The organism is Pantoea sp. B623, assembly GCF_024814475.1.
Classification (GTDB): Bacteria; Pseudomonadota; Gammaproteobacteria; order Enterobacterales; family Enterobacteriaceae; genus Pantoea; species Pantoea ananatis.
Genome location: NZ_JANUXM010000004.1, coordinates 1,170,876 through 1,182,481, shown reverse-complemented (window position 1 = coordinate 1,182,481; position 11,606 = coordinate 1,170,876). Strand labels below are relative to the sequence as shown.

The following is an 11,606-nucleotide window of genomic DNA, read 5'->3' as shown; positions in this document are numbered from 1 at the left end:
GTAACAGGGGTTGTCAAAATGTTACGACCATGGCAGCGCCCCAATTTTGCGCGTCCTCCGGGACGACGATAACAAAGCGGCACTGAAAAGATTCAGAGCATCAGGTGGAGAAAAATTATGCCATTACTCTATGTGGCGATTGGCGTGGCATTACTGTTACTGCTGATGATTCGCTTTAAACTCAACGGCTTTATCGCACTGATTTTGGTCGCCCTGGCGGTGGGGATCATGCAGGGCATGCCGGTCAACAAAGTCATTCTTTCGATTAAAAACGGCGTCGGCGGGACGCTGGGCGGACTGGCGCTGATCATGGGATTTGGTGCCATGCTCGGTAAATTACTGGCCGACTGTGGTGGTGCACAACGTATCGCCACCACGTTGATCGATAAATTTGGCACAAGGCACATCCAGTGGGCGCTGGTGCTGACCGGTTTTATCGTTGGTTTTGCCTTGTTCTACGAAGTGGGCTTTGTGCTGATGCTGCCGCTGGTGTTTAGCGTTGCGGCTTCTGCACGGGTACCGCTGCTGTTTGTTGGCGTTCCTATGGCGGCGGCGTTGTCTGTCACCCATGGGTTTTTACCGCCTCATCCTGGCCCCACGGCAATAGCGACGCTGTTTAACGCCGATATGGGAAAAACCCTGCTTTTTGGTACCTTACTGGGCATTCCGACCGTTATCCTGGCGGGTCCGGTTTACGCGCGTTTCCTCAAAGGCATTGATAAGCCTATCCCTGAAGGGCTCTACAACCCCAAAACCTTTAGTGAAACCGAAATGCCAGGCTTTGGCGTCAGCGTCTGGACATCGCTTGTTCCGGTCATCCTGATGGCACTGCGTGCGGTAGCGGAGATGGTGCTGCCCAAGGGACACGCGCTGTTGCCTTATGCCGAGTTCTTTGGCGATCCTGTTATGGCGACGCTAATTGCCGTGCTGATTGCGATCTTCACCTTTGGTCTGAACCGCGGGCGCAGCATGGAACAGGTGATGGACACGTTAAGCGATTCCATCAAAATTATTGCCATGATGCTGCTGATTATCGGCGGCGGTGGGGCCTTCAAGCAGGTTCTGGTGGACAGCGGCGTGGATAAATACATTGCCAATATGATGCATGCCACCAATTTGTCGCCGTTGTTTATGGCCTGGTCTATTGCTGCTGTGCTGCGTATCGCGCTTGGCTCGGCAACCGTGGCGGCGATTACCGCCGGAGGCATTGTCGCGCCGTTAATTGTAACCAGCGGTGCCAGTCCTGAATTAATGGTGATAGCCGTGGGGTCGGGCAGTGTGATTTTTTCACACGTTAACGATCCAGGATTCTGGCTGTTTAAAGAGTATTTCAACCTGACGATAGGCGAAACCATCCGCTCCTGGTCAGCACTGGAAACGATTATATCAGTGTGTGGTTTAGTGGGATGCTTGCTACTTTCTTACGTGGTGTAAGGGCGCCTGCACGTGACAAAAGGGCCGCGCAAACATGGCGGCCCCTGCCGTTAATCTGACGCTTCAAAGCCCGCTTTTACCATCTGTTCTCGCAGTGCGCGGGCGATCTCCCGGTTACCTCCGGTAACCGGATAAATCACGTTATTCACCACATCATCAAGGTAATGCTCCGCAAATTCCTGTCGGGTAAGTTGCGTGCCGCCTTCATCATTAATGGCGAAAAAACCTTTGATTTGTTCACCGCTGTCTTTTGCCTTCAGGCTGTAGCGGCCCATGCTGGTATTAATGCTACTCATAAGGTCTCTCTCCCTGCTTTGCATTTTTAGTGTCAAAACCGTCGAGCTGTCCTGTCCGCCTAAATTTTAGCCAGAGATGATTCTTAAAACGAAGCGACAGGAATGACAAAAAGGCCGCTATGCGATGCTTCTCACAGAAAATCACAATTAAAGCTGAATGTTGCTTTCATAGTTGAGAAGGCAATAAGCAAAAAGCACATCGCTGAATTTTGCCTATACTGTTATGGGAATGTTTTTTAATGGTAAGGGAGAGGAAATGAAAATAATTCTGTGGATTATCGCCATTATTTTTATCGTGGGACTGTTGACCCTGACAGGGGTATTCAAACTGATTTTCTGATTCGACGGGCATCTTGACGGGTGCCCGCAGCCCGACCAGTGAGCGTTTCTCTTGACACCGCGAGCCGGTAAGATTTTCATCCTGCTACCTGCTACCTGCTACCTGCTACCTGCTACCTGCTACCTGCTACCTGCTACCTGCTACCTGCTACCTGCTACCTGGTTAAGCGAGCGCATTTTTACTGGCATTGCCCCAATCCTTAATCATTCTTTATGTGGTTTACCTGAGGTGGTGTGATGGTAAAAGTCGCTGTTTATCACTGCTCGCCCCGTTCGGCGCCTGTATGAAGGCGCGACGTGATGTTGCGTAAGTGTTGAGTTTGGTTGTGAAAATTACAGAACTAAGTGGAAATGTTGAAAGTTCTTGCTGTTTGGGCTTGGTTCATCTTTTTTGCGCTAAAATTGCTCGTGCTTTATTACGTCAATGATAATTACATGCTGAATACCCTGAGCATTTTTTTTAAATTTCGGGTCAGGCGGGTCTTCCTGTTGCTGATTTTCAGCATGGAACACTGCGTTCAATCAATAAGAGACAGGTAATACCGAAGTGAACAGGTACCTTTTAACAACGTTATCAGCTCCATTACTGGCGCTGTTTTTTTCTTTTTCCCTCCAGGCCGCTATGCTCTCCCAAGAGATTAAATCAGGCTGGGATACCTTTACCGGCAACGTCCAGCAAACCTGGCAACAGCCTGATGCAATTGATGTTTATGTGCCCGCCATCACCTGGCACAACCGCTGGACGTATGATGAAGAGCATATTCACAGATATAACGAACGTCCCTGGGGCGCAGGTGGTGGCGTTTCGCGTTACGATGAGAAAGGGAACTGGCACGGCCTTTACCTGATGGCGTTCAAAGATTCTTTCAACAAGTGGGAACCGTTTGGCGGTTATGGCTGGGAGGCCGCCTGGCGACCTTTGCAGGATCAAAATTTTCACTATGGTCTGGGCTATACCGCAGGGGTAACGGCACGGCATAACTGGGGATACTATCCCGTTCCGGCCATATTACCGTTGGCGTCAATAGGTTATGGTTCGCTGAACTTTCAAATGACTTATATTCCAGGCACTTACAACAACGGTAACGTGTATTTTGCCTGGCTGCGCTGGCAGTTTTAAGCTCTGGAGCCAGTGAAAAAGTAATCAAAGGGTAAATAATAGCGATATTTATCACTTTTTCATCAAATCAGGCTGGACAAAACCCTCAGCAATTGCTGTACTAGATGGCGACACAGTTTAGTGTCCATTTTTCATGTAAAGGTAATATAGATGTCTAAGATTAAAGGTAACGTTAAGTGGTTTAATGAATCTAAAGGATTCGGTTTCATTACTCCTGAAGATGGCAGCAAAGATGTATTCGTACACTTCTCTGCGATCCAGAGCAATGGCTTCAAAACTCTGGCTGAAGGTCAGCGTGTAGAGTTTGAAATCACTGACGGCGCAAAAGGCCCATCTGCTGCTAACGTTATCAGTCTGTAAGTTAACAGTCAGAATTCTAAAAACCCGCCTTCTGGCGGGTTTTTTTATGCCGGTATGCGTCACATTTCTGGCTGAAGGAAGAAGCGGCTTTAAGGCGCAATTGCAGTGCTGCCGCTGCCTCGTCCCCGTATCATTTCCTGCACATCACGCTCTCCCGCGCTTTTCGATATCACGCTGGCACACGGCGCCAGACAGGCTACTGCAGCACGATAACCGCCAGCAAACTGCGGCGCGAGTCACAGATAATCCTTGTAACATAATCATAACAACTCGCAGGGGGAGCATTTTAGCGCGTCTCAGGTTATAACTGACTCTCCGCATAACAGATAAAGAGGTGCCAGGATGGATATTCGTCCGGCTCAGGCGAAAGACAGCTTCGTACTGAGCGCGTTGTTAAGTGAACTCGGTTATGGCGGTACAGAGCATTTTATTGAACAACGTCTGGCCCAGCTGATGACGGATCCCAATGAAAAGCTGCTGATCGCAGAACAGGGTAATCATGTACTGGGATTCCTTTCCCTGCATTTTATCCCTCAGTTGGCGCTGGCAGGGGATTTTGCCCGTATCAGCTATTTTTGCATCGCGGACGGTGAGCGCAGCAAAGGTGTGGGCCAGAAACTGCTCCAGCATGCAGAAGCCTTGGCAGCGCAGCACGGCTGCGACCGCATGGAAGTTCACTGTCATGCTTCACGTCTTAAAGCTAACCAGTTTTATGGCCGTGAAGGCTATGTTGAATCACCACGCTACCATGTGAAAGCCCTTCAGCCTTTGTAAGAGCATTGAAAGGTTACCAAAGGGCCTGTATCACGGCAGTACTGCTTTCAGGGAGAACCCACGATGAAAGTCGCATTAGGGCAATTTGCGGTTCAGCGTGACTGGCAGGAAAACGTCATAACCTGCCAGGACATGATGGACCAGGCCAGCCGTGCCGGGGCCGATCTGCTGGTTCTGCCAGAAGCGGTGCTGGCCACTGATATCACTAACCCCGATTTCATACTGGAAGCCGCTCAGTCGCCTGACGGGCCGTTTCTGTCGCAACTGCTTAGCGCCAGCAAAGGCCATGGGCTGACTACCGTGCTGGGAATGCATATGCCGGGCAGTGAGCGCAAAGTGTTTAACGTGCTGGTGGTCATTCGCGATGGCAAGATCGTGGCAGAATACCGCAAGCTGCATCTGTACGATGCGTTCGCGATGCAGGAATCAAAGCGGGTTGAAGCCGGACAAGAGATTCCGCCGCTGGTGGACGTTGCGGGCATGAAAGTCGGGCTGATGACCTGCTACGATGTGCGTTTTCCCGAGCTGTCGCGGCGTCTGGCGCTGGAGGGGGCTGAGGTGTTGGTCTTACCCTCCGCATGGGTCAAAGGACCGCTAAAAGAGATGCATTGGGATTTACTTACCCGCACGCGCGCGCTGGAAAATACCTGTTATGTGGTGGCTGTAGGCGAGTGCGGTATGCGTAATATTGGCAATAGCATGGTGGTCGATCCCCTTGGCGTACCGATAAGCCGGGCGGCCGAGTCCCGGGCACTTATTTTTGCCGAACTCGATCCACAAAGAATCGCAACAGCGCGCGCAATGCTGCCGGTGCTGGATAACCGCCGTTTTAGCCGGCCCGAACTGGATGGAACGCGCTAACCGGGGGCAGGGATCATCGCTACCCGATTGGGCCTGAAACCTGACGGCGCCGCTGCGCGATCTTAATCTGTTACAGATTACGCTTGAGGTTAGCGCTAAACTGCGCCTAAATAAGCGTTACCGTTATTCGCCAGATTATAAAGGTTATATATGGAAGGTATCAGTATTGCCAAGCTGCTGATCATCGGTGCGCTTATCGTACTGCTTTTCGGCACCAACAAGTTACGTTCTCTGGGTGGCGATCTGGGCTCCGCAATCAAAGGCTTTAAAAAGGCCATGAAAGACGAAGACACCAGTGCAGCGCGCACCACGGCAGAAGAAACCCCTGCGGAACGCGTTTCTCATAAAGACTAACGCGGCGTCAGTTTTAGAAAAGTGTTAATTTTTATTTCTGACAGCCATAAAAAAACCAGATTGCGGGCAATCTGGTTTTTTGTTTTTTAAGGCAGCCAGCAGGCGAACGGTTATTTCACTTCCAGGCCTTTTGCCTGCATGTCGGCATGGTAAGACGAGCGGACAAAAGGACCGCAGGCAGCATGGGTAAAGCCCATCGCCAGTGCCTCTTCTTTCATTTCATCAAATTCCGCCGGGCTGACATAGCGCTGAACAGGCAAATGGTGGCGGCTGGGCTGCAGATACTGACCCAGGGTTAACATTGTCACGCCATGACGACGCAGGTCACGCATGACCTCGACGATTTCAGCGTTAGTTTCTCCCAGGCCTACCATTAAACCGGATTTTGTCGGTACCTCGGGATGGGCTTCTTTAAAGCGTTCCAGCAGCTTCAGCGACCATTCATAGTTTGCACCCGGCCGCACCTGGCGATACACGCGTGGCACGTTCTCAAGGTTGTGGTTAAACACATCCGGCGGTGTGGCAGTCAGAATTTCAAGCGCACGATCCATGCGGCCACGGAAGTCAGGCACCAGCGTTTCAATTTTGATGCTGGGGCTTTTTTCCCGGATAGCCGTAATACAGTCGGCAAAATGCTGAGCGCCGCCGTCACGTAAATCGTCGCGATCCACCGAGGTAATAACCACATAACGCAGTGCCATGTCGGCGATGGTCTGGGCGAGTTTACCCGGTTCGTTTGCATCGGGTGCGTTAGGACGACCGTGGGCCACGTCGCAGAACGGGCAACGGCGGGTACAGATCGCGCCCAGGATCATAAAGGTCGCCGTGCCGTGATTAAAACATTCAGCAAGGTTAGGGCAGGAGGCTTCCTCACAAACGGAGTGGAGCCCGTTTTTACGCATTGCGGCTTTAATGCCCTGAATACGACTGGAGTCCGCCGGCAGTTTGATTTTCATCCACTCCGGCTTGCGTAGAATCTCTTGCCGGTCGACGGCCACGGTTTTCACCGGGATCAGCGCCATTTTGTCTGCGTCACGATATTTGACGCCGCGTTCCATCTGAATTGGTTTACTCATAAATCAGCAGGTTCCGGTCGGATTGCGATTTGAAAGCTGTCTCACTCAATCAGAGAAGGCGGCTTTCAACTTTATTTGAAAAAAGTGCAAAAATTATATCATCTCAACGGCCAGGAAGCAGCCAAAGACACCACCGATAAGTTACATATTTGTAAATACGCATTCACCGTTAACTCAGCGTGGGTTTTCATCCTGATGCCATTCAACCTGCTGATAACCCAACTGGCGGGCAAAGGTTTCGGCCAGCAACGGCTGAACATCGCCTAACGTGACTTCAGGCCGGAAGTGTTGCAACTGCGTCATGTGCATTCCGGCATAGCCGCACGGGTTAATCCGTAAAAATGGCGACAGGTCCATCGCCACATTTAATGCCAGCCCGTGAAACGAGCAGCCCTTACGAATGCGCAGCCCCAGCGAGCAAATTTTTTCATCCCCAACATAGACGCCTGGCGCATCGGGTCGGGCCCGCGCCGCCACGCCAAAGCGGTCCAGTACGGCAATGACCGTTTCTTCTAAGGCGGTCACCAGCTGGCGCACGCCGGTTTTACGGCGTTTCACATCAATCAGAACATACATGATCTGTTGTCCTGGCCCGTGATAGGTCACCTGCCCCCCACGATCGCTTTGTACCACAGGAATATCGCCGGGCATCAGCAGGTGCTCGGCTTTTCCCGCCTGGCCCTGTGTAAAGACCGGATAATGTTCCACCAGCCAGACTTCATCCCGGCTTTCGCTATCACGCTGATCGGTATAGTGGTGCATGGCGTCTGAGGTCGATTGCCAGTCACATAACCCAAACTGGCGAATAAGAAGCGTGTCTGCAGACAAAACGAGTATCCGTTAAAGAGGGGAGACGCTGAGTATAACGCTGGCGGCGATGAAGTTAAACGCCTTCGGGATGAGAGGATGAGTACAGAGCGGCTGGGTCGGTAGGGCAGAAAATACGGGTCAGCGCGTTATCTGCGCAGCCTGACCCGCTGACCGGTGTTGACAGCGTTACAGCACCATCCGCACGATTTCAATTTTGCCCAGCTCTTCGTACAGGGTTTCGACCTGCTCGATGTGGGTGGCATTGATCGTGACGTTTACCGAGTGATAGTTACCTTTGCTGCTGGGTTTCACTTCTGGGCTGTAATCGCCGGGTGCATGGCGTTGCACGACCTCAAGCACCAAATCAACCAGCTCCGGCTGTGCCAACCCCATTACTTTGTAGGTAAATGGGGTAGGGAATTCGAGCAGTTCATTCAGTTTGGTTTTCATAATCACTCCGGTACATAAAAAACAGGCTCCCGCCGAAGCGGGAGCATCATATTAACCTGTAATGGGGACAGAGTGGCGGTTTTTCAACCGCCAGGCACCATTAACCGAACCAGTGGTGGAACATCAGTTTGATATAGTCAACGATACGACTGAAGAAGCCGCCTTCAGAGACTTCATTTAACACCACCAGAGGACGCTGATCGATAGTTTTGCCATCGAGCTGGAAATTGATACTGCCAACCACCTGGTTTTTCTTCAGTGGCGCATGCAGCTCGGTATTGGTGAGGACATAGCTGGCTTTCAGATCTTTCATCCGGCCGCGTGGAATGGTCAGATAAGCATCTTTTTCAACGCCCAGTTGGACGCGATCGCTGTTACCAAACCACACGGGTTCAGAGGCAAACTCTTTTCCGGCTTTCAGCGGTGCGACGGTTTCAAAGAAGCGGAAACCCCAGGTCAGCAGCTTTTTACTTTCCGTTTCGCGGCCTTTGAAGGTATGACCGCCCATCACGGCAGAGATCAAACGCATCTGTCCTTCTGTCGCAGAGGCCACCAGGTTATAACCTGCTGACGCGGTGTGACCGGTTTTGATGCCGTCAACGGTCAGGCTGGTATCCCACAACAGACCATTGCGGTTCATCTGACGAATATTGTTAAAGGTGAACTCTTTCTCTTTATAAACCGCGTACTCTTCAGGAACATCACGGATCAGCGCCTGGCCAATCAGTGCCATGTCGCGTGCTGAGCTGTATTGACCTTCCGCATCCAGGCCATGAACGGTCTGGAAATGCGTGTTTTGCAGACCCAGCGCTTTCACGTAGTTGTTCATCAGGCCAACAAAGGCATCCTGGCTGCCGGCGACATAATCGGCCATCGCCACACAGGCATCATTACCGGACTGCAGAACGATACCGCGCGTTAACTGGGAAACCGGAACGCGGTCGCCAGGCTTCAGGAACATTAAGGATGAACCTTTGAATACCGGATTACCGGTCGCCCACGCATCCTGCCCTACGGTAACGATATCGTCCTGGTGGATTTTTCCTGCTTTAACTGCCTGACCGATGACGTAGCTGGTCATCATCTTCGTCAGGCTCGCCGGGTCGCGGCGTGCGTCCGCGTTTTTCTCTGCCAGCACTTTGCCTGAATTGTAGTCGATGAGGACATAAGCTTCGGCATCAATGTCCGGTACGCCGGGAATCATGGTCTTGAGATTAACATCATCAGCGATGGCAGCATGGCTGAGGGAGAAGGCGATCAGTGATCCCACTGTCAGGCGTTTTAACAAACGAGAAGGTTTCAGCGTGTTCATGTGTGGGACGACAACATCCATGGGTTTAAGGTTTAAAAAAGTCACTCATCATAACAAATGCCTGATTTTCAGACATCCGGCTTAGTGAATGAGTTGTTAGCAGAGGTTACCTGTTACGGTAACCTCTGTCGATTAACGACCTGCGGTGGTAACGAAGGCCGCACTCTGGCCTTCGCTGCTCAGCCGTTGCTGTAAGGCCACGGCTTCTGCACGGGTTTTATAACCACCAAGCTGCACGCGGTACACATTGCCTGCGTTTTCCACAGCGCCAGGAACGCCAAAGCGCTGGCGTAAACTGTTAACTAACTGCCGGGCACGTGCTGCATCATTAATGGCACTCACCTGAACGACATAGCCTGAAAGGGATGAGGCACTCTGACTGGCGGCGGGCTGGCGGGGTGATGCGGCGGCACTGGCCGCAACCGGCGCAGCGGCAACAGGCGCGGCTGCGACAGGGGTGCTGGCAGCGGGCTCACTGCTTTCCAGCACGCCGCTGGGTAACGGCTGCGGCGCGCCCAGGAAGCCGCTACTTTGCACCGGCGCGCCCATAGCATTATTGCTTTGCAGCGTCGCATTGCTGACGGGTGAAATATCCTGAGCCTCGGGTTCAGCGACCGGGGCGGTCTGCGGCTGGCTGCTACCGTTCATGATGGGTTGACTGCCACCGCTCATGCCTTGTGGGCTGCTCATGACCGGACCGTTCAGGTCGGGACGCGCAGGCAGGGCATAGCTCTGTTTTGCCACGACGGTGCCGATGGTGCCGGGGCCGGAAAGCGTGCCATCCGGTGCGACACTGATGTAATCAACCCGCACGCGGGAATTGTTGGAGATATTCAGGCGGTCACCTGCCGCACGGGACAGATCGATAATGCGTCCCGGCGTATACGGGCCGCGATCGTTAACCCGCACCACAATCTGGCGGCCGTTTGCCAGGTTTGTCACGCGAACGTAGCTGGGCAGGGGCAGCGTTGGATGGGCAGCCGTCAGGGCATCGGGATCAAAGGTCTCGCCCGTCGCAGTACGATTACCCTGGGCTTCCTCACCGTACCAGGCGGCCAGCCCCACTTCACTGTAGTTGGCCGGATTTTTGATGATACGGTAGTTTTTACCGTTGACGCTGTAGTCCTGATTGGTCGACGGATTGACCGGCTCATAACGAGGCTCAACGCCAGGAATCTCTACCACCGGGCCGTTATAGGCAGGCTGGGGGGGCGCACTTTGTTGTTGCGGTTCCTGGGTAGAACATGCAGCTAAAACCATTGAAGCCAATACAACGCCAAGCCAGTCCTTACGCATCTGCGACCTCTTAAACACTTTTAGATAACATTTTTCGGTGTGTGTGGATCGACATTACGATGCCAAATCCCGCCATAAGCACAATAAGCGCCGAGCCGCCGTAGCTGACCAGCGGCAACGGAACGCCAACCACCGGTAAGATACCACTAACCATACCAATGTTAACGAAAACATAGACGAATAAAATCAACATTAACCCCCCGGCCATCACCCGGCCAAAGGTGGTTTGCGCACGGGCAGCCACGATGAGTCCACGCATAATCAACAGCAGGTACAGCACCAGCAGCAACAGTACGCCCACCAGTCCCAGCTCTTCTGCCAGCACGGCGAAAATGAAGTCGGTGTGACGCTCCGGTAAGAACTCCAGCTGTGATTGCGTACCATGCAGCCAGCCTTTACCGCGCAGTCCGCCAGAGCCAATAGCGATTTTAGACTGAATAATGTGGTAACCCGCGCCAAGCGGATCGCTTTCGGGATCGAGCAGCATCATCACGCGGTCTCGCTGATAGTCATGCATCAGGAAGAACCACAATATGGGGATAAAGGCCGCAACTAACAGGACGGCGATACCAATCAGCTTCCAGCTCATGCCAGAGAGGAACAGCACAAATAATCCCGAGGCCGCGACCAGAATCGAGGTTCCGAGGTCAGGCTGCGCGGCCACTAACAGCGTAGGAAGGAAAATCAGCACCAGAGCGATGGCGGTGTTTTTCAGGGTCGGTGGGCACACGTCGCGGTTGATAAAGCGCGCGACCATTAAAGGAACGGCGATTTTAGCGATCTCAGAGGGCTGGAAGCGGATAAAACCCAGGTCCAGCCAACGCTGCGCCCCTTTACTGATTTGGCCAAAGGCATCCACGGCGACGAGCAGGATGACACTGACAATATACAGGTAAGGCGCCCAGCCTTCGTATACCCGGGGCGGGACCTGGGCGAGCACCAGCATAATGATCAGCCCCATGGCGATCTGGCCGAGCTTACGCTCCATCATGCCGGGATCCTGACCGCTGGCGCTCCAGATAACAATGGCGCTAAAGGTCAGCAGCGCGAGGATAATCAGCATAAATAGCGGATCAATATGCATGCGCATCCATATTGACCGCTTCTGCGGGCTGTCATTCATC

At 52.7% G+C, this 11,606-nt stretch carries 13 protein-coding genes; 6 read left to right on the top strand and 7 right to left on the bottom strand.

Annotated elements, in window-relative coordinates:
- The first annotated feature begins 117 nt into the window (after window positions 1–117).
- A complete protein-coding gene (gene gntT / locus NXS97_RS07470) occupies window positions 118–1,434 on the top strand; it encodes a gluconate transporter (protein ID WP_013025000.1) in 1,317 nt (438 codons plus the stop codon).
- Between the two features lie 50 nt (window positions 1,435–1,484).
- Here the strand turns inward: gntT and NXS97_RS07465 are convergent, their stop codons facing one another.
- Complete coding sequence (locus NXS97_RS07465) at window positions 1,485–1,730, bottom strand: hypothetical protein (RefSeq protein WP_014606320.1); 246 nt, start codon at window positions 1,728–1,730, stop codon at window positions 1,485–1,487.
- Between the two features lie 886 nt (window positions 1,731–2,616).
- On the opposite strand from NXS97_RS07465, the gene pagP reads away from it, so the two are divergent.
- From pagP to tatE, 5 genes are all read left to right on the top strand, one after another.
- The gene (gene pagP, locus NXS97_RS07460) at window positions 2,617–3,189 is read left to right on the top strand and encodes a lipid IV(A) palmitoyltransferase PagP (RefSeq protein ID WP_116219539.1); all 573 of its coding nucleotides are present in this window, start codon (window positions 2,617–2,619) and stop codon (window positions 3,187–3,189) included.
- Window positions 3,190–3,339: 150 nt separating this feature from the next.
- Window positions 3,340–3,549 carry a transcription antiterminator/RNA stability regulator CspE gene (cspE, locus tag NXS97_RS07455; protein WP_006118399.1) on the top strand — a complete coding sequence of 70 codons (210 nt, stop codon included), beginning with the start codon at window positions 3,340–3,342 and terminating at the stop codon, window positions 3,547–3,549.
- Between the two features lie 342 nt (window positions 3,550–3,891).
- On the top strand, window positions 3,892–4,323 hold the full coding sequence (locus NXS97_RS07450) for a GNAT family N-acetyltransferase (protein ID WP_013025004.1): 432 nt from the start codon (window positions 3,892–3,894) through the stop codon (window positions 4,321–4,323).
- A 63-nt stretch (window positions 4,324–4,386) separates the two neighbouring features.
- Window positions 4,387–5,184: a deaminated glutathione amidase gene (locus NXS97_RS07445; RefSeq protein ID WP_089517496.1), complete on the top strand. Its 798-nt coding sequence runs from the start codon at window positions 4,387–4,389 to the stop codon at window positions 5,182–5,184.
- 150 nt (window positions 5,185–5,334) lie between these two features.
- On the top strand, window positions 5,335–5,538 hold the full coding sequence (gene tatE, locus NXS97_RS07440; protein ID WP_013025006.1) for a twin-arginine translocase subunit TatE: 204 nt from the start codon (window positions 5,335–5,337) through the stop codon (window positions 5,536–5,538).
- A gap of 110 nt (window positions 5,539–5,648) precedes the next feature.
- On the opposite strand, the gene lipA is transcribed toward tatE, so the two are convergent.
- The 6 genes from lipA to mrdB form a co-directional block, all read right to left on the bottom strand.
- The gene (lipA, locus tag NXS97_RS07435) at window positions 5,649–6,614 is read right to left on the bottom strand and encodes a lipoyl synthase (RefSeq protein WP_013025007.1); all 966 of its coding nucleotides are present in this window, start codon (window positions 6,612–6,614) and stop codon (window positions 5,649–5,651) included.
- A gap of 174 nt (window positions 6,615–6,788) precedes the next feature.
- Window positions 6,789–7,442 (bottom strand): lipoyl(octanoyl) transferase LipB, encoded by a 654-nt coding sequence (gene lipB / locus NXS97_RS07430; RefSeq protein WP_041930726.1) that lies wholly within the window; start codon window positions 7,440–7,442, stop codon window positions 6,789–6,791.
- Window positions 7,443–7,610: 168 nt separating this feature from the next.
- On the bottom strand, window positions 7,611–7,874 hold the full coding sequence (gene ybeD / locus NXS97_RS07425) for a DUF493 family protein YbeD (protein ID WP_006118404.1): 264 nt from the start codon (window positions 7,872–7,874) through the stop codon (window positions 7,611–7,613).
- Between the two features lie 100 nt (window positions 7,875–7,974).
- Window positions 7,975–9,186 (bottom strand): D-alanyl-D-alanine carboxypeptidase DacA, encoded by a 1,212-nt coding sequence (gene dacA, locus NXS97_RS07420; protein WP_019106261.1) that lies wholly within the window; start codon window positions 9,184–9,186, stop codon window positions 7,975–7,977.
- A gap of 132 nt (window positions 9,187–9,318) precedes the next feature.
- A complete protein-coding gene (gene rlpA, locus NXS97_RS07415) occupies window positions 9,319–10,482 on the bottom strand; it encodes an endolytic peptidoglycan transglycosylase RlpA (RefSeq protein ID WP_116219540.1) in 1,164 nt (387 codons plus the stop codon).
- A gap of 10 nt (window positions 10,483–10,492) precedes the next feature.
- Entirely contained in the window at window positions 10,493–11,605 is a 1,113-nt protein-coding gene (gene mrdB / locus NXS97_RS07410) for a peptidoglycan glycosyltransferase MrdB (protein ID WP_024471157.1), read from the bottom strand.
- Between the last annotated feature and the right edge of the window lies 1 nt (window position 11,606).

Bases quoted from the DNA above. Each gene is read 5' to 3' on its own strand.
- gntT (WP_013025000.1), top strand. From the start codon at position 118: ATGCCATTACTCTATGTGGCGATTGGCGTGGCATTACTGTTACTGCTG.
- NXS97_RS07465 (WP_014606320.1), bottom strand. From the start codon at position 1,730: ATGAGTAGCATTAATACCAGCATGGGCCGCTACAGCCTGAAGGCAAAA.
- cspE (WP_006118399.1), top strand. From the start codon at position 3,340: ATGTCTAAGATTAAAGGTAACGTTAAGTGGTTTAATGAATCTAAAGGA.
- NXS97_RS07450 (WP_013025004.1), top strand. From the start codon at position 3,892: ATGGATATTCGTCCGGCTCAGGCGAAAGACAGCTTCGTACTGAGCGCG.
- NXS97_RS07445 (WP_089517496.1), top strand. From the start codon at position 4,387: ATGAAAGTCGCATTAGGGCAATTTGCGGTTCAGCGTGACTGGCAGGAA.
- tatE (WP_013025006.1), top strand. From the start codon at position 5,335: ATGGAAGGTATCAGTATTGCCAAGCTGCTGATCATCGGTGCGCTTATC.
- lipA (WP_013025007.1), bottom strand. From the start codon at position 6,614: ATGAGTAAACCAATTCAGATGGAACGCGGCGTCAAATATCGTGACGCA.
- ybeD (WP_006118404.1), bottom strand. From the start codon at position 7,874: ATGAAAACCAAACTGAATGAACTGCTCGAATTCCCTACCCCATTTACC.
- dacA (WP_019106261.1), bottom strand. From the start codon at position 9,186: ATGAACACGCTGAAACCTTCTCGTTTGTTAAAACGCCTGACAGTGGGA.
- rlpA (WP_116219540.1), bottom strand. From the start codon at position 10,482: ATGCGTAAGGACTGGCTTGGCGTTGTATTGGCTTCAATGGTTTTAGCT.
- mrdB (WP_024471157.1), bottom strand. From the start codon at position 11,605: ATGAATGACAGCCCGCAGAAGCGGTCAATATGGATGCGCATGCATATT.